The sequence below is a fragment of the Acidaminococcus sp. HCP3S3_H5 genome, from assembly GCF_052122235.1.
Classification (GTDB): domain Bacteria; phylum Bacillota; class Negativicutes; order Acidaminococcales; family Acidaminococcaceae; genus Acidaminococcus.
Genome location: NZ_JBQKCS010000005.1, coordinates 186,201 through 205,057, shown reverse-complemented (window position 1 = coordinate 205,057; position 18,857 = coordinate 186,201). Strand labels below are relative to the sequence as shown.

General features: G+C 54.8%; 25 protein-coding genes and 1 pseudogene. 7 read left to right on the top strand and 19 right to left on the bottom strand.

Translation table 11 applies throughout. From position 1 onward, the window contains the following. Nucleotides 1–22: 22 nt before the first annotated feature. Nucleotides 23–853, bottom strand: coding sequence for an alpha/beta hydrolase (locus ACTQY5_RS07845; protein ID WP_441369038.1), 831 nt, complete (start codon nt 851–853; stop codon nt 23–25). A 35-nt stretch (nt 854–888) separates the two neighbouring features. Beyond that, nucleotides 889–2,058, bottom strand: coding sequence for an iron-containing alcohol dehydrogenase (locus ACTQY5_RS07840; protein ID WP_441369037.1), 1,170 nt, complete (start codon nt 2,056–2,058; stop codon nt 889–891). 147 nt (nt 2,059–2,205) lie between these two features. On the opposite strand from ACTQY5_RS07840, the gene ACTQY5_RS07835 reads away from it, so the two are divergent. Next, complete coding sequence (locus ACTQY5_RS07835) at nt 2,206–2,433, top strand: hypothetical protein (protein WP_441369036.1); 228 nt, start codon at nt 2,206–2,208, stop codon at nt 2,431–2,433. 52 nt (nt 2,434–2,485) lie between these two features. Here ACTQY5_RS07835 and ACTQY5_RS07830 read toward each other — a convergent pair whose 3' ends face one another. Together ACTQY5_RS07830 and ACTQY5_RS07825 are read right to left on the bottom strand one after the other, a co-directional pair. Continuing rightward, nucleotides 2,486–3,742, bottom strand: a complete 1,257-nt coding sequence (locus tag ACTQY5_RS07830; RefSeq protein WP_022486649.1) for a [Fe-Fe] hydrogenase large subunit C-terminal domain-containing protein — start codon at nt 3,740–3,742, stop codon at nt 2,486–2,488. A 76-nt stretch (nt 3,743–3,818) separates the two neighbouring features. After that, nucleotides 3,819–5,375 carry an ABC-F family ATP-binding cassette domain-containing protein gene (locus ACTQY5_RS07825; protein ID WP_279126256.1) on the bottom strand — a complete coding sequence of 519 codons (1,557 nt, stop codon included), beginning with the start codon at nt 5,373–5,375 and terminating at the stop codon, nt 3,819–3,821. 270 nt (nt 5,376–5,645) lie between these two features. Between ACTQY5_RS07825 and asrA the strand changes: the two genes are divergently transcribed. The 6 genes and pseudogenes from asrA to ACTQY5_RS07795 all read left to right on the top strand — a co-directional run. After that, a complete protein-coding gene (gene asrA, locus ACTQY5_RS07820; RefSeq protein ID WP_308664152.1) occupies nt 5,646–6,665 on the top strand; it encodes an anaerobic sulfite reductase subunit AsrA in 1,020 nt (339 codons plus the stop codon). Then, the gene (gene asrB, locus ACTQY5_RS07815) at nt 6,655–7,470 is read left to right on the top strand and encodes an anaerobic sulfite reductase subunit AsrB (protein WP_329777517.1); all 816 of its coding nucleotides are present in this window, start codon (nt 6,655–6,657) and stop codon (nt 7,468–7,470) included. The genes asrA and asrB overlap by 11 nt, the downstream gene beginning before the upstream one ends. A gap of 10 nt (nt 7,471–7,480) precedes the next feature. Continuing rightward, on the top strand, nt 7,481–8,458 hold the full coding sequence (gene asrC / locus ACTQY5_RS07810) for a sulfite reductase subunit C (protein ID WP_022486680.1): 978 nt from the start codon (nt 7,481–7,483) through the stop codon (nt 8,456–8,458). Between the two features lie 144 nt (nt 8,459–8,602). Next, entirely contained in the window at nt 8,603–9,121 is a 519-nt protein-coding gene (gene yfcE / locus ACTQY5_RS07805; protein ID WP_022486681.1) for a phosphodiesterase, read from the top strand. A 13-nt stretch (nt 9,122–9,134) separates the two neighbouring features. Next, nucleotides 9,135–9,278, top strand: a complete 144-nt coding sequence (locus ACTQY5_RS07800) for a hypothetical protein (protein WP_441369035.1) — start codon at nt 9,135–9,137, stop codon at nt 9,276–9,278. Continuing rightward, nucleotides 9,230–10,396 (top strand): annotated as a pseudogene (locus ACTQY5_RS07795) (TonB-dependent receptor plug domain-containing protein); the annotation flags it as partial. The gene ACTQY5_RS07800 and the pseudogene ACTQY5_RS07795, both read left to right, overlap by 49 nt. A gap of 282 nt (nt 10,397–10,678) precedes the next feature. Here the strand turns inward: ACTQY5_RS07795 and ACTQY5_RS07790 are convergent. The 15 genes from ACTQY5_RS07790 to rplF form a co-directional block, all read right to left on the bottom strand. Further along, on the bottom strand, nt 10,679–11,449 hold the full coding sequence (locus ACTQY5_RS07790) for a hypothetical protein (protein WP_022486684.1): 771 nt from the start codon (nt 11,447–11,449) through the stop codon (nt 10,679–10,681). A gap of 203 nt (nt 11,450–11,652) precedes the next feature. Further along, complete coding sequence (gene rplQ / locus ACTQY5_RS07785; protein WP_012939236.1) at nt 11,653–11,991, bottom strand: 50S ribosomal protein L17; 339 nt, start codon at nt 11,989–11,991, stop codon at nt 11,653–11,655. A 14-nt stretch (nt 11,992–12,005) separates the two neighbouring features. After that, nucleotides 12,006–12,977 carry a DNA-directed RNA polymerase subunit alpha gene (locus ACTQY5_RS07780; protein WP_022486685.1) on the bottom strand — a complete coding sequence of 324 codons (972 nt, stop codon included), beginning with the start codon at nt 12,975–12,977 and terminating at the stop codon, nt 12,006–12,008. 64 nt (nt 12,978–13,041) lie between these two features. Continuing rightward, on the bottom strand, nt 13,042–13,635 hold the full coding sequence (gene rpsD / locus ACTQY5_RS07775; RefSeq protein ID WP_022486686.1) for a 30S ribosomal protein S4: 594 nt from the start codon (nt 13,633–13,635) through the stop codon (nt 13,042–13,044). 18 nt (nt 13,636–13,653) lie between these two features. Beyond that, nucleotides 13,654–14,046, bottom strand: coding sequence for a 30S ribosomal protein S11 (gene rpsK / locus ACTQY5_RS07770; RefSeq protein WP_022486687.1), 393 nt, complete (start codon nt 14,044–14,046; stop codon nt 13,654–13,656). 25 nt (nt 14,047–14,071) lie between these two features. Beyond that, complete coding sequence (gene rpsM / locus ACTQY5_RS07765) at nt 14,072–14,437, bottom strand: 30S ribosomal protein S13 (protein WP_012939240.1); 366 nt, start codon at nt 14,435–14,437, stop codon at nt 14,072–14,074. Nucleotides 14,438–14,453: 16 nt separating this feature from the next. Next, nucleotides 14,454–14,567 carry a 50S ribosomal protein L36 gene (gene rpmJ / locus ACTQY5_RS07760; protein WP_009015366.1) on the bottom strand — a complete coding sequence of 38 codons (114 nt, stop codon included), beginning with the start codon at nt 14,565–14,567 and terminating at the stop codon, nt 14,454–14,456. A 29-nt stretch (nt 14,568–14,596) separates the two neighbouring features. After that, nucleotides 14,597–14,815 (bottom strand): translation initiation factor IF-1, encoded by a 219-nt coding sequence (gene infA, locus ACTQY5_RS07755; RefSeq protein WP_009015367.1) that lies wholly within the window; start codon nt 14,813–14,815, stop codon nt 14,597–14,599. Nucleotides 14,816–14,827: 12 nt separating this feature from the next. Next, a complete protein-coding gene (locus tag ACTQY5_RS07750) occupies nt 14,828–15,472 on the bottom strand; it encodes an adenylate kinase (protein ID WP_022486688.1) in 645 nt (214 codons plus the stop codon). 11 nt (nt 15,473–15,483) lie between these two features. Further along, nucleotides 15,484–16,740 (bottom strand): preprotein translocase subunit SecY, encoded by a 1,257-nt coding sequence (secY, locus tag ACTQY5_RS07745; RefSeq protein WP_154488473.1) that lies wholly within the window; start codon nt 16,738–16,740, stop codon nt 15,484–15,486. After that, the gene (gene rplO / locus ACTQY5_RS07740) at nt 16,741–17,181 is read right to left on the bottom strand and encodes a 50S ribosomal protein L15 (RefSeq protein ID WP_022486690.1); all 441 of its coding nucleotides are present in this window, start codon (nt 17,179–17,181) and stop codon (nt 16,741–16,743) included. It abuts the gene before it with no gap. Between the two features lie 15 nt (nt 17,182–17,196). Next, nucleotides 17,197–17,382 carry a 50S ribosomal protein L30 gene (gene rpmD, locus ACTQY5_RS07735; RefSeq protein ID WP_154488505.1) on the bottom strand — a complete coding sequence of 62 codons (186 nt, stop codon included), beginning with the start codon at nt 17,380–17,382 and terminating at the stop codon, nt 17,197–17,199. 12 nt (nt 17,383–17,394) lie between these two features. Next, nucleotides 17,395–17,895: a 30S ribosomal protein S5 gene (gene rpsE / locus ACTQY5_RS07730; protein WP_022486692.1), complete on the bottom strand. Its 501-nt coding sequence runs from the start codon at nt 17,893–17,895 to the stop codon at nt 17,395–17,397. Between the two features lie 18 nt (nt 17,896–17,913). Beyond that, the gene (rplR, locus tag ACTQY5_RS07725; protein WP_012939246.1) at nt 17,914–18,276 is read right to left on the bottom strand and encodes a 50S ribosomal protein L18; all 363 of its coding nucleotides are present in this window, start codon (nt 18,274–18,276) and stop codon (nt 17,914–17,916) included. 25 nt (nt 18,277–18,301) lie between these two features. Continuing rightward, nucleotides 18,302–18,850: a 50S ribosomal protein L6 gene (gene rplF / locus ACTQY5_RS07720; RefSeq protein WP_012939247.1), complete on the bottom strand. Its 549-nt coding sequence runs from the start codon at nt 18,848–18,850 to the stop codon at nt 18,302–18,304. Nucleotides 18,851–18,857: the final 7 nt, after the last annotated feature.

The window sequence follows — 18,857 nt, the reverse complement described above, 5'->3', positions numbered from 1 at the left end:
CATTTTTTCACAGCTCCTTTATTTATTTTTTCAAATGGAGATACTGGCTGAAGAAAGAGGTGATCTTGTCAAAGGGGATCAGTTCGGTTTTATCGTACAGATCCACATGGCCGGCCCCTTTCACATAATACAGTTCCTTGGGTCCCTTGGCCCGGCGGTAGGCGTCTTCGCTGAATTCTCTGGAGTGGGCCTGATCACCGGTGATGAACAGCATGGGACGGGGAGAGATGGTCTCGATATCCTGGAAAGGATAGAAGTTCATGAACTTCACATTGCTGGTGTAGGTGGGATGGGTGGTGGTGTTCATATCCTGCCCTTTGCCTGCTGCCGCACCCCGGGTGGTCCGGTAGAAATCGTAGAATTCCTGCTGGATGGGATTGGTTTGCTCATTCAGGGTATGGGTGGTTCCCCCCAGCAGCTTCCGGGGTGCCCCTTCACTGGATCCCCAGTAAGGCGTATCTACCGCCAGGGTTACGAAGCCCTGGTCTGTAATTTTCTGGGCATAGAGAGTACCGCTCTGTTCCTTCACGGCCCCCATGGGATGGCCCACGATCACCGCCGGCAGTTTCTGGCCCTTCTGGTAAGTCTTGGGAATGTACAGGTTCCCGGCCACCTTCATGTTGAACTGGTTCTTGAAGGTCACCGGCTTCCTGGTCACCTTGCTGCTCTTGTAGAAATTGTCCGCCCCGTGGTCCGCATACCGGGGAGCCGGCATTACTTTGGGCAGAGGAGCGAACCAGGGATCTTTGGACTGATCCGCCACCCGTTCAGAAGCTCCTGCCATGGTGCTTCCGAAAAGAGTCAGTCCCAGCAGCAGACTGCTGGTCCATGCACTGATTTTTTTTGCTTTCATGTTTTTTCTCCTTCCCTGTCCGTAATTTTCTCTTTTTACAGGCTTTCCCGGAAGATGGCGGCAATTTCTTCCTGGTCCAGGACTTTGTAGCCCCCTTCCAGGATCAGGGTGCCCCGGACCAGATCCGGGATCATGGCTTCGGTGGCCCCCAGCTGGGAAGTCTTCATCACAAGACCCAGGCCGTGCATCCAGTCTTCCATGGCCTGGAGTCCAGCTTCCGCCACTTCCCGGTCCGTTTTGCCCTGAGGGTCCACATTCCACACATTGACCGCAAACCGTTTGAATTTGCACAGCCCATAGGGCAGGATGTACCGGTAATAAGGCAGGGATACGGCAGCCAGGGTCATGCCATGGGTGGCATTGGTCAGAGCTCCTACGGACTGGCCCAGCATATGGATCATCCAGTCGGTGTTCTTGCCTTTGGCGATCAGGGTGTTCAATGCCCAGGTGGCATCCCACATCAGGTTGCTCCGGGCTTCATAGTTCTGAGGATCCTGGCTGGCGATCCGGCTGGCATGGATCACCGAACGCATCAGGCCTTCCGCCAAGTAATCACTGGTATTGTCATCGTTCCCGGAAAAATACTGTTCGCAGATGTGGTTGAAAATGTCGTAGATGCCGGCCACCATCTGGTACCGGGGCAGGGTCAGGGTATAGGTGGGATCCAGCACGGAGAACCGGGGCATCACTTCTTCACTGGCAAACACATGGCCGATCTTCAGTTTCTGTTCCGGGTTGGTGATGACAGCCCCGGCATTCATTTCGGATCCGGTCCCCACCATGGTGAGCACGCAGCCCACGGGAACAATGGGGCAGGAAGGTTCTTCGAACTTCACAAAGTATTTTTCCCAGGGATCTTCCTCACAATGGATGGATACGGCCAGAGCCTTGGCATAGTCGCAGCAGGAACCGCCTCCCACGGCCAGGATGAAGTCCGCCTTGTGCTGCCGGGCCAGGGCGATGCCTTCCCGGAGCTTGTCCACCGTCGGGTTGGGCATGACCCCGGAAATCTCCGCCACCTGCTTGCCTGTTTCCGCCAGCACCCGGACCACCTGGTCATAGATGCCGTTCCGTTTGATGGAACCCCCGCCGTATACCAGCATCACCCGGCTGCCGTATTTGTCCAGCTCCGTCCGGATGTTTTCCAGGGCCCCTTTGCCGAAGAACAGTTTGGTGGGATTGCAGTATGTAAAATTTCCTAACATGGTTTTCTCCTTTTGTCTTCCAAATCATGTGGTTTGTTTCTGATGGTTCTGAGTATAACAGAAGATAGAATTCATGTGAAATAGTTAGTTTTCATCATCTATAATAAATTTTTTGCATGATATAATAAATACAAAGGAGGGATCCTGATGGACAGTGAAACCCTGAAAAACTTCTTAGTGGTGGCCGGGGGGCTGGGGCTGGCCATGGGGCTGGACGGGCTCATCAACACCAGCGGCAGTCCCCTTTGCTTCCGGCCCTGCAGCCCTCCCCTTCTGGATACCATGAGCCTGATCTGGAAACGGGGCCAGCTGTTCACCCCGGCCGTCCAGGGGTTCCTGGATCTGCTGCTGCAGAATTTTGGGAAGACGGAATAAAAAAGGAGCTGTTGACAAAAATCGGGAGTGCCTCAGGCACTCCCGATTTTTCTCAATCAAACTTCCGGTCGTACAGATCGCTCTTGGCCAGGAACTCTTCCACCGTGGCAAAGCCCAGCTTTTTCAGCAGCTCGATTACGTAGGGGTTTTCCGCAGGAGTCTTGTACTGGGCCTCATCACTGTAGGCCTGTACGTTCTTCTTGCCTTCCTCCCGGTTCACCAGCGCTTTGGGGCCGCCTACGCAGCCGCCTTTGCAGCCCATGCCTTCAAAGAAGTTCCCTTCGTGGTTCCCTTTCAGGATGCTGTCAATCATGGCCCGGCATTCAGGCACACTGTCCGCCCGGCGGATCTTCATTTCGATCTTCCGGTGAGGGTTCAGCTTCTTCACGGTGGCATCCACAGCTGCCGCCACCCCGCCGGCGTAGGCGTAGCGGATCCCGGCCTTGGAGGCGTGAGGCACATTGTCTTCTTCCAGGGAAGTCAGATCCAGCTGGGTGGTGGAGAACAGATCCCGGAGCTCTTCATAGGTGAGCACGTAGTCGATGGCTCCCTTCAGATCCGGTTCCTTGATTTCCGCCTTCTTGGCCATGCAGGGCCCGATGAACACGGTCTTCGCTTCCGGATGGAGCACCTTCACCGTCCGGCCCCCGGCGATCATGGGAGATACGGAACCGGGCACATTGGGCATCAGCTGGTGGTACAGCCGGCGGATCATGGCGATCCACATGGGGCAGCAGCAGCTGGTGAGCTGGAAGTCCCCTTCTTTATTGACGTTCTTGTCGAACTCCAGGGCTTCCTTCAGGGTCAGGATATCGGCGAACACCGCCACTTCCAGCATCCCGGAAAAGCCCAGCAGCTTCAGGGCCGTCCGCAGTTTGCCGGCGGTGACTTCCGGGCCGAACTGGCCGGAGAAGGCGGGAGCCACCAGGGCATAGATGGGGGTATCTCCCTTCTTCAGTTCTTCCACCACGGGGATGATGTCCTTCTTGGTCTTCAGGGATTCCAGTTTGCAGGCATCCACACAGGCCTGGCAGCCCACGCATTTGTCCGGATCGATCTGGACCCCGTCAGCACTGGGATGCATGGCATCCCACTGGCAGACCTTCACACAGTCCGCCTGCTTGTCTTCCGAACAGGTGCAGGGCTTCACCCGCCACACCAGGCTGGTTTCTTCCGGATGGGCCAGGCATTCGATCATCTTGGGATCGGCGTTGTCGATGTCTTCCACATTCTTCCCTTCCGCCGCCCGTTTCAGCATCTTGTGATACAGTTCATCCAAAGTCAGGTTTTTCGCTTTGCTGTCTTCCATTTTTTCTCCCCTTATTCATGGCCAGCAGTGCTGGCTTCCTTCGGCCATTGACTATTGACCATTGACAATTGACAATTCACACAATCTTCGTGGACCATCCCTCGATGTTCCACACTTGGTCCACCCAGTCTTCGTAGAATTCCGGTTCGTGGGATACCAGCAGCAGGGTTCCCTTGTACTCCCGGAGGGCCCGCCGGAGCTCTTCCTTGGCTTCCACATCCAGATGGTTGGTGGGTTCGTCCAGCACCAGCAGGTTGGCCGGCCGCTGCATAATCTTGCACAGCCGCACCTTGGCCGCTTCACCCCCGGAAAGAGCCGTCATTTTGGTGGTGATGTGGTCGTTGGTGAGGCCGCAGGCGGCCAGGGCAGCCCGGACTTCCGAATTGGTCATCCCCGGGTATTCCTGCCACAGTTCCTCCAGGGCAGTGTTCTGGTTCCCTTTGGCACTTTCCTGTTCGAAATACCCTACGGACACGAAATCTCCCTGTTCCACACTGCCTGCCACCGGAGGGATCATCCCCAAAAGGGTCTTCAGCAGGGTGGATTTCCCCAGGCCGTTGGTACCCCGGATGGCGATTTTCTGGCCCCGTTCCAGCTTCAGATCCACCTGTTTGGTGAGAGGCACATCATACCCCAGCACCAGATTGCTGGCAGTAAGCACGAACCGGGACGGGGTCCGGTCTTCCAGGAACCGGAAATGAGGCTTGGGCTTTTCCGCCCGTTTGGTAAGGAGCTCCATTTTGTCCAGTTTCTTCTGCCGGCTGTTGGCCATGCCCCGGGTGGCCACCCGGGCCTTGTTCCGGGCAATGAAGTCCTGTTCCTTTTTGATCTCCGCCTGCTGCCGTTCGTAGGCCGCCTCTTCCTGGCGCCGCTTCAGGGCCGCCATCTCCTCGAACTTCTCGTAGTTCCCGGTATACCGGTCCAGCTTCAGGTTGTCCACATGCCAGATGATGTTGGTCACTGCATTGAGGAAGGGTACATCGTGGGAAATCAGGATGAAGGCGTTTTCGTAGTCCTGGAGATACCGGGTAAGCCACTGGATGTGCTCCGCATCCAGGTAGTTGGTGGGTTCGTCCAGCAGCAGGATGTCAGGGTTCTCCAGCAGCAGCTTGGTGAGCAGCACCTTGGTCCGCTGGCCCCCGGACAGTTCGTCCACCTTGTGTTCCAGGCCGATGTCCCGGAGCCCCAGGCCTCCGGCCACTTCTTCGATTTTGGCATCCAGGTTGTAATAGTCCGCCGCTTCCAGCCGTTCCTGGATTTCCCCCACTTCCTCCATAAGCCGTTCCATTTCTTCCGGGGAAGCGCTTTCCATTTTGTCGTAGTCCCCCAGCATTTCCTGTTCCTGTTCCACCAGGTCCTGGAAGGCGGTGCGGAGGGTTTCCCGGATGGTCTTCCCGGGCTCCAGGGCGGAATGCTGGTCCAGGTAGCCCACTTTGGTCCGCCGGGCCCAGGTCACCTTTCCTTCATCGGGAGTCAGTTTCCCGGTGATGATGGACATAAAGGTGGATTTCCCTTCCCCGTTGGCCCCCACCAGGGCCACATGTTCCCCCTTTTCCAGGCGGAAAGAAACATCGTCGAAAATTTCCCGTCCCCCATAGCTGTGGGAAAGATGGGCAACATCCAAAACACTCATGCAAGAACTCCTTTTGTTGATTCGTTCACCGCCAGCAAAGCTGGCTTCCTTCGGCCATTGACCATTGACCGCTGACAGGGTGAAAAATACTTTTCACCCTCTATAATCGGTTAAGTATACCATAAAATCCTCTTCCCGTTCAATGATTCCAATAGTTGCAGAAACAACAGACATCTGTACAGACTGTATGTTATAATGTCCCCGCTAAGGGTCTGCCGCACGGGTGGCGGACCCATGACCCTTATAACTGCGCTGCAAGAGGAGAAAAACATGGGTTATCAACTGACACAAGAAGGACTCCGTCAGGTATTCGCCGACTGGAGCCGGGAGTATGACATCTACGCTCCCAAACGGTTCGAAGGGACCGGCCGCTTTTCTGAAACGGATGTGATCCGCTATGGGACGGTGACCGCGCCGGAAGAAGTGATCTGGGACCAGCGGTCCGACTATTCCTGGAAGGAAGCGGTGCTGCCGGTCTGCCAGACCCTGCTGTACTTTACGGAAGAAACGGTCACGGAAGCCAAGGATCCGGACCGGGGCAAGATTGTCCTGCTCCGGAGCTGTGACCTGGCTGCGGTACAGCGGTTCGACTACATCTTCCTCCAGAACGGACCGGAAGATTCCTACTACCGGTCCCGCCGGGACAAGATTAAATTCGTCCTCATGGGTTGTGACCATTCCTTTGAGGGCTGTTTCTGCGTCAGCATGGGCACCAACCGTACTGCCGGCTGGGACGCAGCCCTGAACCGCCGGAAAGAGGGCTACCAGGCTGAAGCCGCCGACAGCTTCCTGGCCGCCGCCCTGGAAAAGGCCGGAACCCTCTGTGGAGACGTGGTCCCTGACGCCGTGGAAGCCAACGACTTCACCGTCACGGTGCCGGAGGACCTGACCAGTGCCGTGGCCCAGAGCACCATCTGGGACGAATACGACAAACGGTGCATCAAATGCGGCAGGTGCACCCTGGTGTGCCCCACCTGCACCTGCTGGTCCATGCAGGATCTTTTCTACACGGAAAACGGCAAAGCCGGGGAACGGCGCCGGGTCCAGGCTTCCTGCATGATCGACGGCTACACCGACGTGGCCGGGGGCCTGAAGTTCCGCCAGAAGGGCGGGGAACGGATGCGCTTCAAGGTGCTCCACAAGGTCCTGGACTTCAAGAAACGGGCCGGATACCAGATGTGCGTGGGCTGCGGCCGGTGCGATGCCATCTGCCCGGAATACATTTCCTTTGTCCGCTGCATCGACAAACTGGCGGACGGCATGAAGGAGGTCACGAAAGATGAAAGATAACACCTACCTGCCCTTCCGCTCCGAGATCCTGGAAGTGATCAAGCATGCGGACCTGGAATACACCTTCCGGATGGCCTATGACCGGGGCAAGGAACATCCGGTGAAACCGGGCCAGTTCTTTGAGATCTCCATCCCCAAATACGGGGAAGCTCCCATTTCCGTCAGCGGCATCACCGACCATTCCCTGGATTTCACCATCCGGAAAGTGGGCAGCCTCACCAACGAAATCTTCGAAAACTACGTGGGGGACCATTTCTTCCTCCGGGGGCCCTACGGCAACGGGTTCGACGTGAACATGTTCAAAGGCAAGGAAATCATCCTGGTGGCCGGTGGGTCCGGCCTGTCCCCCATCCACGGGGTCATCGACTACTTTGCGGACCATATGGACGAATGTGAACGGCTGACGGTGATCGTGGGCTTCAAATCCCCCCACGACATCCTGTTCCGGGAAGACCTGAAACGGTGGAAACAAAGCGGCATGAACCTGATTTACACCGTGGACAAGGCGGACGACGACCCGGACTATGACGGCCATGTGGGCCTGGTGACCCAGTACATCCCGGAAATGAACCTCCAGGATCCGGACAACGCCATTGCCGTGGTGGTGGGTCCTCCCATGATGATCAAATTCTCCATCAAGACCCTGCTGGGCCTGGGCTTCGACGAAGAAAAGGTCTGGGTCTCTGAATCCCGGAAAATGTGCTGCGGCGTGGGCAAATGCGGCCACTGCCGGATCGGCGAAATCTACGTGTGCCAGGATGGACCGGTGTTCAAATACACCCAGGTCCGGTCCTTCATTGACTAGGAGGCGTCCCATGCTGGATATGGATTGTGGAAAACTGAAAAAGAACGCCTACCGGGTGACCAAGCACCGGGGCATCACCTCTTCCCGGGTGCGGGTGCCCGGCGGCCATCTCACCGCCGATGTACTGGGGAAGATCCAGGAAATCGCGGAAACCTACGGCAACGGCCAGGTCCATCTGACCATCCGCCAGGGCTTCGAGATCCTGGGGATTCCCTTTGAAAAGGTTCCCGAAGTGAACAAGGCTCTCCAGCCCATCATCGAGGAACTGGACATCAACCAGGAAGCCCCCGGCACCGGCTATCCCGCTTCCGGGACCCGGAACATCATGGCCTGTGTGGGGAACCGGGTGTGCCCCTTCGGGAACTACGACACCACCGCCCTGGCCAAACGGATCGAAAAGGCCATCTTCCCCAACGACCTCCATGTGAAGGTGGCCCTTACCGGCTGCCCCAACGACTGCTGCAAGGTGCGGATGCACGATTTCGGGATCATCGGCATGACCGAGCCCCAGTTCGATCCCTCCCGGTGCATCAGCTGCGGCGCCTGTGTGAAGAAATGCAAACAGCTTTCCGTGGAAGCCCTGCACATGGACAAATTCCGCCCGGTGCGGAACGTGGAAAAATGCATCGGCTGCGGAGTCTGCGCCCATGCCTGCCCCAACCGGGCCTGGACCCGGAGCAGGACCCAGTATTTCCGGATCACCCTTTTGGGCCGCAGCGGCAAGAAGAACCCCCGGATGGGTGTGGACTTCATCAAATGGGCGGATGCGGACAGCGTTGTGAAGATTGTCAGCAATGTGTATGACTACGCCCGGAAGTACATCGACCCGGAAGCTCCCGGGGGCAAAGAACACATCGGCTACATGGTGGACCGGACCGGTCCGGAAGAATTCCTCCGGTACATCCTCCGGGACGTGCACCTGCCGGAAAAGGCGGAAGTGTACAAACCTCTCTACTGGAACGGGATCCGGTATTGGGGATTGAAGTAATAAAGGATGTGAAAATGCTTTTCACACCCTGTCACTAGTCTCTAGCTGATGGAAGCCAGCTGTCGCTGGCAAATATAGGAGTTGTGAATTATTTTTTCACAGCTCCTTTTTTGTTATAATGGACCCATGAAAGGACTGATACTCATGAAATGGCTCATTGCTTCTGATATCCATGGGTCCGCCTTGTTCACCCGGCAGCTGCTGGAACGGTTCCGTGCCGAAGGGGCCGACCGACTGCTTCTTTTGGGCGACCTTTTGTACCACGGGCCCCGGAACGACCTGCCGGAAGGCTATGCCCCCAAAGAGGTGATCGCCCTCCTGAACGGCCTGAAGGACCGGATCTTCTGCGTCCGGGGCAACTGCGAGGCGGAAGTGGACCAGATGGTCCTCCAGTTCCCGGTGCTGGCGGACTATGCCCTGCTGGAATGGAACCATCACCTGATCTTCGTCACCCACGGCCACCGGTACAACCTCCAGCACCCGCCTCTCCTCCAGCCCGGAGACATTCTCCTCCACGGCCACACCCACATCCCCGCCAACGAGCCCTGGGGCCAGGACAACCGGTACTGGAACCCGGGCTCCGTTTCCCTGCCCAAAGCCGGCACTCCCCACAGCTATATGGTGCTGGAAGAGGACCGGCCCCTCTGGAAAGCCTTGGAATAGGAGGACCAGGATCATGATTCCTTCCAGAAAAATTTCCTTTTCTCTTTTCCTGGCGGTGCTGGGAATGGTTTCTTCCGGGTTCCGGCCTTTGCCGGCTCTGGCCCGGGAGGATGCCGCCAAGATCTCCCACGCCCGGAAAAGCTGGCCAACAATGTGAATCTGACCTACAACTACAAAGAGGACACAGCGGCTCCCGGCTGGATTTCCCTGTATCACAACTACAGCCAGGCTGATTCTTACTACCCCGCAGGAACGGAAGAACAGGATGAACTCCCCAGCTACAGCCGGTGGAAGTCTTACACCAACGGACTGGACTGGCGGGACGGCTGGAAAGTGGGAAAGCATTCCACCGTCACGGCCGGGATCACCTGGCAGCACACCTCCCTGGATACGGAGCAGAACCTGCTGGATGCCCATAACTTTGCCAAGAACTACAACCAGGGCATCAGCAATCTGTCCGGCTATGTGACCACCAAGACCCGGTACGGCAAGCTGTCCCTCCAGAGCACCTCCCTGTTCAATCACAACACCCGGTTCGATAATGAATATGTGTACGGAGACTCCCTGGAATACCGGCCGGACGACAGACTGACCTTTTACGGATCCCTCCAGCGGATCTATTCCGTCCCCACCCTGGACGAACTGTACTACAACAATTACAACCGGGATTCTGACGGAGCCTGGAAGATCCGGGGAAATGAGCACCTCCAGCCGGAAACCGGCTTCAAATGGAACGGAGGCATCCGGTACCGGCTCAGCAGCCACAGTACCCTGGGGGCCAACGCCTTTGTGTCCCACATCAACAATCCCATTGTGTGGTACAGGGAGGCCGGGACCTGGACACCCAAAAATCTGGAAAGCCAGAACAAGGATGGAATCCAGGTCACCTGGGAAGACCAGTTCAGCCCGAAATACGGTCTCACCGCCTCCTACGCCTGGACCCGTACGGACACCACCTACGGCAGCGGCATCGATCCCCAATACACCGATGAAGTGGCGCCCCATGCCGTCAAGGCGGCCTTGACCTACCGGGACAAACGGTGGACCAACAGCCTGCTGTTCCAGGCCGCCTGGGGCCGGGACAAGGGATGGTACACCGGCAATGCCTTCACCCTGGACGCCAATGTCAATTACAGATTCAACCAGCACTGGAGCACCTGGCTGAAGCTCAGGAACCTGCTGGATGAAAGTTACGAAGACGTGGGCTCCCGGACCCTGGGCGACTGCCCCGCCTACGGCCGCACGGCCCTTCTGGGAGTAACGTACAGGTTGTAAAAAAAAAGGGCTGTTGCATGAGCAACAGCCCCTTAGTCGGAAGTCGGGAGTCTGAAGTCGGAAGCCTCAGGACAGGATCCGTCTGGCTGGACGGATCCTTTTGATTATGTAAAACCAGAATCGAAATCAATCTGAGCGATCATTTCGTCCAAAGGTTCTACACATTCAAAAAATTTGCCTGCAAATTTAACCTTCGGCTCCAGACTTCCGACTCCAGACTTGAGCCGCTATGCGGCTCTACAGCTAAGGGGGTGTTGCACATAACGTGCAACACCCTCCCTTTTACTTTTTCACCGTTTCCTTCAGATTCTTGAAGAACCGGTCGATGATCCGGTTGTACACTCCCAAGGGATCGTTTTCACTGTCCCGTACCCGGGCATCTTCGCTGGAGGCCACCAGTTTCCCGGTTCTGGTGTCGAACCACAGGAACCGGACGGTGACGCTGGCATAGGGCACGTAATAATCCGGGATGTATTCCGGATAGGTGATGGTCCGATAAAACGTATGCCAGTTTCCCTGGTCATCCCGGTAGCTGTCATCGATTTCCCGGGTCTTCCATTCCGTATGGGCGGGCACCAGGTAAGAATCCACCTGGCAGTTGTCCAGGGCGGCCAGGATGTACAGCTGGGCCCCTGCGTCCAGGGCTGCCTGGGGGATGGCCACTGCTCTTCTTTCCCCATCTGTTGTCTGGACCTGACTTTTCCCGTCTTTTTCCCCTGATTTCTCTGTTTTTCCAGCAGAAACCAGGGGGTCTTTTTCTTCCCCTTCTCCCGGCAAAAGAGCCCGGAACTGGATCTCCGGGGCCAGTACCACTTTCACCCCCTTGGCCTTTCCGGCTTTTTTCCGGTAGTCCTGAAGCATTTTCTGAGCCTTGGTACCACTCTGGAGATGGTAGCCGCTCATATCCATATCCGACAGGTACACCGTCTTCACCTGGCTGAAATCATAGTCCGTATCCTGCCAGCTGGTGTATTCCGCCAGAGCTCCGGAAGCCCCGGCCATAGTCAGGATTCCCCCCAGCACCAGCGTACGGATGCCTTGCAGCAGTTTCATGGATCTCATCCTTTCTGTTTTTTCTGATTTTTTACCAGTCTGCCGGGAAAACATGAATCCGGCAGACTCAGTATATCATAAGGTGAAATCCGGATACAATAAAAAAGAACCCGTCAGCCACGGGTTCTTTCCATCGGCCAGTGACCGTTGACCAGTGACAAAAAAGAGGCTGTTGCATGCGCAACAGCCCTTTTTTACAGAACTCAGATCAGTTCCAGGATTGCCATTTCAGCAGCATCGCCGCGGCGGGGAGCCGTTTTGTAAATACGGGTATAACCGCCGTTGCGGTCAGCGTATTTGGGGGCGATTACATCAAACAGCTTCTTGGTGGCATCTTCATCCACGAGGAATGCCAGAACCTGACGACGAGCGCTCAGATCACCTTTTTTAGCCAGGGTGATCATTTTATCAGCCAGACCGCTGATTTCTTTGGCTTTCGTTTCAGTGGTTTCGATTCTCTCGTTTTTGAAGAAGGCGGTCAAGACGCTGCGGAACATAGCTTTCCGGTTGCTGGTGTTCCGGTTGAATTTTCTGTAGGACATCTTTCGTCTTCCTCCTATTCTTCGTCAGAATTGCGCAGGTGCAATCCCAATTCTTCGATTTTGTTCTTGACTTCTTCCAAGGATTTGCTGCCCAGGTTGCGGACGCAAATCAGCTCGTCTTCCGTCTTGTTGATGATATCTTCTACCGTATTGATGCCGGCCCGTCTCAAGCAGTTGTTGGAACGGACAGTCAGATCCAGATCATCGATGGACATCTGCAGCACAGAAGACTTGGTGCCTTCATCGCTGGTCTTGGTACCATCTTCGTCCCCCTGGATGCGGGGCACGTTGGTGGTCTTGAACAGAGCCAGATACTTGATCAGGATTTCGGCTGCAGAAGTCACAGCTTCATCCGGCCCCAGGCTCCCGTCGGTCCATACTTCAAGGGTCAGCCGGTCGTAGTTGGTCACGTTGCCCACCCGGGTATCGGTGACACCGAATTTCACACGGGTGATGGGGGAGTAGATGGAATCCACAGGGATGAAGCCGATGGGCTGATCCTTGGATTTGTTCTTCTCCGCCTGGACGTAGCCACGGCCCACGTCAACGTAGATTTCCATGTTCAGGGATCCGTTCTTGTCCAGGGTTGCAATGTGCAGCTCCGGATTCAGAACTTCCGTGTCCTGATCGGTGATCACGTCGGCGCCGGTCACTTCGCCTTCGCCAGCCTTCTTGATGTAGAACGTCTTGGGTTCAAAGGAGGTCTGGTCATCCAGACCCACTTTGAAGCACAGGGCTTTGATGTTTAATACGATATCCGCAACGTCTTCTCTGACTCCCTCAATGGTAGAGAACTCATGGAGGACTCCATCGATTTTGATGCCCGTCACAGCCATGCCGGACAAGGAAGAAAGCAGTACACGACGCAGACTGTTACCTAAAGTAATACCGTATCCACGTTCCAAAGGTTCCCAGACGAACTTGCCATAACGTCCGTCAGGAGAAATTTCGTCGACAACCAGGCTAGGTTTTTCGATTTCCTTCATGCGGAAGCCTCCTTTCGCGCATTACCACAATACGCGGTATAAGTAAGTGGAGAACAGTATCGGATTACTTGGAGTACAATTCGACGATCATCTGTTCTTCAACAGGTACGTCGATGTCTTCCCGAACCGGCAGACGGTCAACCTTTCCGCTGAGGTTTTGAGCGTCCACGGAGATCCAGGCAGGAACGGAGGTCTTGCCCAGGACTTCAGCCATGCCTTTGAAGTAGGCAGAGCTGCGGCTGTTTTCCATTACGGAGACTACATCCCCGGCTTTAACCAGAGCAGAGGGGATGTCCAGGCGCTTGCCGTTTACGGCAATGTGGCCATGGGTCACCAGCTGGCGAGCCTGACGGCGGGTATGGGCCAGGCCCATGCGGTATACCACGTTGTCCAGTCTGCGTTCCAGCAGGATCAGCAGGTTGGCACCAGCGATGCCTTCCATTTTCTTGGCTTTTTCATAGTAGCCGCGGAACTGTTTTTCCAGAACGCCATAGATGAACTTGGCTTTCTGTTTTTCAGCCAGCTGCATACCATATTCGCTCTTCTTTTTGAACTGGCGTTTCGGCTGCCGGTTGGATTCTTTCATAACCCCAACGAAAGCCGGAGACATGCCCAGAGATCTGCATCTTTTCAGAACAGGAGTCTTATCAATAGCCATCTAGTCTTTCACCTCCAATTATACTCTTCTGCGTTTCGGCGGACGGCAGCCGTTATGAGGAATGGGAGTCACATCTTTGATGGATTCCACTTCCAGGCCTGCAGCCTGCAGAGCGCGGATAGCAGCTTCACGGCCAGCGCCGGGGCCCTTGACGAATACTTCGATCCGTTTCAGACCATGTTCCATAGCGGCTTTGGCAGCGGATTCAGCAGCCATCTGAGCTGCAAAAGGAGTGCTTTTCCGGGAACCGCGGAAGCCCTGACCGCCGGCAGAAGCCCAGCTCAGGACAGCCCCGTTCAGATCGGAAATCGTTACGATCGTGTTATTAAAGGTGGAGCGGATATGTGCTACACCAGCTTCAATGTTCTTGCTTACTTTCCGTTTGGCACGGACAACTTTTTTACCAGCCACTCGTCTAATCCCTCCTTAGACAGACTTACTTCTTAGCGCCGGCCACTTTTTTCGGGCCTTTGCGGGTACGAGCATTGTTCTTGGTGTTCTGACCCCGTACAGGCAGGCCTGCACGATGTCTCCGGCCGCGGTAGCAACCGATTTCCACCAGGCGTTTAATGTTCAGGGATTCTTCACGACGAAGGTCCCCTTCCACTTTGTATTCATGATCCAGGATTTCACGCAGCTTGGCAATTTCCGCTTCCGTCAGATCCCGGACACGGGTGTCAGGGTTGATCCCGGTTTTAGCCAGGATTTCCCGGGACAGGGTCAGACCGATCCCGTAAATGTACGGCAGAGCGTATTCGATACGTTTATCTCTAGGCAAATCTACACCGGCGATACGAGCCATTCAAAGCACCTCCTTCTTATCCTTGTCTCTGTTTATGTTTCGGGTTTTCGCAAATGACCATGACGCGGCCTTTGCGTTTGATGATCTTGCATTTTTCGCAAATGCGTTTTACAGACGGTCTTACTTTCATGTTGCTTGAACCTCCTCTTGCCAATCCTCTTATTTGAACCGATAAGTAATCCGACCCCGGTTCAGATCATAGGGCGTCAGCTCTACGGTCACCTTATCCCCTGGGAGGATCTTAATAAAGTTCATACGTATTTTTCCGGAAATATGTGCCAGGATTTCATGATCGTTTTCCAGTTTTACCCGGAACATCGCATTGGGTAAAGATTCCAAGACAGTACCTTCTACTTCGATCGCATCTTGTTTTGACACGCTTATGCCTCCTTACCCTTTTACAGCAGCGACCACATCAGCATACACCTTGTCGATGGGCTGAGTGCCGTCAATTTCCCTGTACACGCCTTCCGCCTTGTAATACGCAATGAGAGGAGCAGTTTGGCTATGGTACGCTTCCAAACGTTTTTTCACAGTGGTTTCTTTGTCATCATCCCGCTGGTAAAGTTCCCCACCGCATTTGTCGCATACGTTTTCCTGTTTGGGAGGATTGTACACCACATGATAGGTGGCACCACAGTTTTTGCAGATCCGCCGGCCGGTAACCCGGGCTACCAGGTCTTCATCAGGCACGCTGATGTTGACCGCAGCAGTCAGGGAGATCCCGAGATTCTTCAGGATGTCGTCCAGGGCTTCTGCCTGATCTTTGGTACGGGGAAAACCGTCCAGGATGAATCCTTTGGCACAGTCCGGCTGGCTCAGACGTTCCTTCACAATGCCGATCGTGACACTGTCCGGAACCAAACCGCCGGCGTCCATATATTTCTTGGCTTCTTTCCCCAATTCCGTCCCATTTTTCACAGCCGCACGGAACATATCTCCCGTAGAAATATGGGGAATGGGGAAATCGGCAACTAATTTTTCCGCTTGGGTCCCCTTGCCTGCGCCAGGAGGTCCCATTAAAAGAATATGCATGTTCTCTCTCCTTATTTCATGAAACCCTGGTAGTGCCGCATGAGGGTCATGGACTCTACCTGTTTCATTGTGTCAAGCGCTACGCCAACTACGATCAACAAAGCCGTTCCGCCGAAGTATACTCCGGAAATTCCTGTGAGCCAGACGATCATGTTGGGCATAATAGCAATGAACGCCAGAAAAACAGCACCCGCCAGGGTGATCCGGTTCATCACCTTGTCCAGATAGTCCGTGGTCGGTTTGCCAGGCCGCAGCCCGGGGATGAAGCCGCCGTATTTCTTGATGTTGTCGGACATATCCGGGATGTTCAGGCTTACTGCGGTATAGAAGTAAGTGAAGAACAGGATGAGCAGGATGTACAGCGAGGTCTGCAACGGTGTGCCCCATGCTAAATAGCCGGCCACTTTCTGGATCCAGGGGATCTTGATGAACTGCGCAATGGTCACAGGAAACATCAATACGGAAGAAGCGAAGATGATGGGCATAACACCGGCCTGATTCACCTTCAGGGGAATGTAGGTGGTGTGTCCGCCGTACATCTTCCGACCTACGATCCGCTTTGCGTACTGGACGGGGACTTTCCGGTAGGAAACCGTAATGGCCACCACGAACATCACCATCAGTACAGCCAGCACAGCGAAGATCAATACGTTGAAGACGTTGATAGTTCCTGCCTGCAGGTACCGGCCGATCACAGCCAGCCCGTTGGGCAGTCGGGAAATGATCCCGGCAAAGATGATCAAAGAAATCCCGTTCCCGATCCCTTTGGCCGTAATCTGTTCCCCAATCCACATCAGCAGCAGAGAGCCTGCGGTAAGGGTGATGACAATCATGGCAAAGGAGAAGAAGTCAGGGTTGTTGACTGCCGCCCGCAAGCCATATGCCATCCCGATTGCCTGAATGGCGCCCAGGCCCACCGCCGCATAGCGGTTGATTTTGTTGATTTTTTTTGCTCCTTCCGCTCCCTCTTTGGACCATTCTTCCAAAGTCGGGATCACCACTGTCAGCAGCTGCGTAATAATTGACGCATTGATGTAAGGAGTAATGCTCATGGCAAATATGGAGAATTTGCTGAGAGCACCGCCGGAGAACAGATCCAGAAGACCGAACAGGTTTCCACTGGTGAAAAGCCGTTCGATCATGGCTGCGTTAACCCCCGGAACGGGAATTTGCGTACCAGCCCTGAATACTATGAACATCGCAAGGGTAAATAATACTTTCTTTCGGAGTTCCGTAGCCTTTAACAGGTTATCAAGGGCTGATGCCAATTAGATCACCTCTACCTTACCGCCGGCAGCTTCGATCTTGGATTGAGCAGTTTTGCTGAAGCCCATGGCTCTTACCGTGACCTTTTTGGTCAGTTCGCCATTGCCCAGGACACGAATGCCGTCACGGATGTTTTTCACCAGGCCGGCTTCGATCAGGGCTACAGGATCGATTACAGCACCGTCGTCAAAGCAGTTGAATACTTCCACATTGATCTCAGTGTAATGTTTGCCGAATTTATTGTAGAAACCGCGTTTCGGCAGACGCAGGTACAACGGCTTTTGGCCACCTTCGAACCCAGGACGTTTCACCCCGCCGCTACGGGATTTCTGACCTTTTTGGCCTTTGCCGGATGTTTTGCCCAGGCCGGAACCAAGACCGCGGCCTACACGGACGCGAGCTTTTTTGGAGCCGGCAGCGGGAGCCAATTCATGCAAATACATTTGCAGACCTCCTTATTACGCCTTCACTTCTTCTACTTTGACCATATGTTCCACTTTGTGGATCATACCGCGCAGAGCAGGAGAGTCTTCTTTCACAACGCTGGTACGGATCTTGGTCAGACCCAGAGCCTTGACAGTAGCGCGTTGGTCTTTGGGATACCCGATTAAGCTACGGGTCAGCGTGATTTTTACCTGTGCCATCATGCTACCTCCTTAGCCTAACAGTTCTTCAACAGTTTTGCCGCGCAGAGCAGCAACTTCTTTGGCGTTCTTCAGGGATTTCAGACCCTGCAGAGTTGCCCGGACCACATTGTTGGGGTTGGAAGTACCCTGAGATTTGGTCAGGATGTCCCGAACGCCAGCCAGTTCCAGGACGGCACGGACAGCACCGCCGGCGATAACCCCGGTACCTTCCATAGCCGGTTTCAGCAGGACGCGGCCTGCACCGAACACACCGATTACTTCGTGAGGAATGGTGGTGCCTTTCAGAGGAACGGTGATCAGGTTCTTTTTGGCATCATCCACACCCTTGCGGATTGCTTCGGGAACTTCGGCAGCTTTGCCCAGGCCCATGCCAACCTTGCCGTTTTCATCACCAACAACAACCAAAGCAGAGAAGGAGAAACGACGTCCGCCTTTTACGACCTTAGCTACGCGGTTGATGAAGACTACTCTTTCTTTGAAGCCATCATCTTGTTTTTCGTAATTAGCCACTCTTTTGTCCTCCCTCTGTTAAAATTCCAGACCAGCTTCGCGAGCCGCTTCAGCCAGGGCTGCTACACGGCCGTGATACAGGTAACCACCGCGGTCGAATACAACAGTCTTGATGCCCTTTTCCAGAGCTTTTTTGGCGATTTCAGTGCCGACAGCTTTAGCAGCTTCGATGTTGCCGCCGTAGTTGGCTTTGTTGGCCTTTTCCACGGTGCTGGCGGAAACCAGAGTTTCACCAGTTTCATCGTTGATGATCTGAGCGTAGATGTTGCTCAGGCTGCGATATACATTGAAACGGGGTTTTTCAGCCGTTCCCACAATATTTCTGCGCATACGCAGGTGACGTTTCTGACGTGCTGCGTTTTTATCTTTCTTGTTCAGCAAGAGATTCACTCCTTCCTATTAGAAATTATTTCTTGCCTTTGGCGCCGGCTTTACCAACCTTGCGGATGATATGTTCGCCTACATAGCGGATCCCTTTGCCTTTGTAGGGTTCGGGAGCACGCAGGCTGCGGATTTCAGCAGCCACAGCACCAACTTTTTCCTTGTCGATACCGGAAACGATGATTTCCGTGGAGTTCGGGCAGTCGAAGGAAATGCCTTCGGGAGGATCCATCACGCAGGGATGGGAGAAGCCCAGGGTGAAGCTCAGGGCTTTGCCCTTCTTGGCTACACGGTACCCAACACCCTGGATTTCCAGGTGTTTGGAATACCCTTCCGTAACGCCGATGATCATGTTGTTGATCAGGGTACGGGACAGGCCGTGGAGGCTGCGGTGCACCTTGTCGTCGGAAGGACGGGTCACGGTGATCACCCCATCATTCAGGGCCACGGTCAGTTCTTTGCTGATTTGACGGCTCAGTTCGCCTTTCGGTCCCTTAACGGAGACCAGGTTATCTTCCACCGTTACCGTAACTTTATCAGGGACGGTAATCGGAGCTTTTCCAATTCTTGACACTTATAAG

Coding starts and splice junctions, on each gene's coding strand:
- rplO (WP_022486690.1), bottom strand. CDS start 17,181: ATGTATTTGCATGAATTGGCTCCCGCTGCCGGCTCCAAAAAAGCTCGC.
- yfcE (WP_022486681.1), top strand. CDS start 8,603: ATGAAATGGCTCATTGCTTCTGATATCCATGGGTCCGCCTTGTTCACC.
- asrB (WP_329777517.1), top strand. CDS start 6,655: ATGAAAGATAACACCTACCTGCCCTTCCGCTCCGAGATCCTGGAAGTG.
- ACTQY5_RS07845 (WP_441369038.1), bottom strand. CDS start 853: ATGAAAGCAAAAAAAATCAGTGCATGGACCAGCAGTCTGCTGCTGGGA.
- ACTQY5_RS07830 (WP_022486649.1), bottom strand. CDS start 3,742: ATGGAAGACAGCAAAGCGAAAAACCTGACTTTGGATGAACTGTATCAC.
- rpsD (WP_022486686.1), bottom strand. CDS start 13,635: ATGGCTATTGATAAGACTCCTGTTCTGAAAAGATGCAGATCTCTGGGC.
- ACTQY5_RS07840 (WP_441369037.1), bottom strand. CDS start 2,058: ATGTTAGGAAATTTTACATACTGCAATCCCACCAAACTGTTCTTCGGC.
- ACTQY5_RS07780 (WP_022486685.1), bottom strand. CDS start 12,977: ATGAAGGAAATCGAAAAACCTAGCCTGGTTGTCGACGAAATTTCTCCT.
- rpmJ (WP_009015366.1), bottom strand. CDS start 14,567: ATGAAAGTAAGACCGTCTGTAAAACGCATTTGCGAAAAATGCAAGATC.
- ACTQY5_RS07825 (WP_279126256.1), bottom strand. CDS start 5,375: ATGAGTGTTTTGGATGTTGCCCATCTTTCCCACAGCTATGGGGGACGG.
- ACTQY5_RS07750 (WP_022486688.1), bottom strand. CDS start 15,472: ATGCATATTCTTTTAATGGGACCTCCTGGCGCAGGCAAGGGGACCCAA.
- rplQ (WP_012939236.1), bottom strand. CDS start 11,991: ATGTCCTACAGAAAATTCAACCGGAACACCAGCAACCGGAAAGCTATG.
- rpsM (WP_012939240.1), bottom strand. CDS start 14,437: ATGGCTCGTATCGCCGGTGTAGATTTGCCTAGAGATAAACGTATCGAA.
- asrA (WP_308664152.1), top strand. CDS start 5,646: ATGGGTTATCAACTGACACAAGAAGGACTCCGTCAGGTATTCGCCGAC.
- ACTQY5_RS07800 (WP_441369035.1), top strand. CDS start 9,135: ATGATTCCTTCCAGAAAAATTTCCTTTTCTCTTTTCCTGGCGGTGCTG.
- rpmD (WP_154488505.1), bottom strand. CDS start 17,382: ATGGCACAGGTAAAAATCACGCTGACCCGTAGCTTAATCGGGTATCCC.
- ACTQY5_RS07790 (WP_022486684.1), bottom strand. CDS start 11,449: ATGAAACTGCTGCAAGGCATCCGTACGCTGGTGCTGGGGGGAATCCTG.
- asrC (WP_022486680.1), top strand. CDS start 7,481: ATGCTGGATATGGATTGTGGAAAACTGAAAAAGAACGCCTACCGGGTG.
- ACTQY5_RS07835 (WP_441369036.1), top strand. CDS start 2,206: ATGGACAGTGAAACCCTGAAAAACTTCTTAGTGGTGGCCGGGGGGCTG.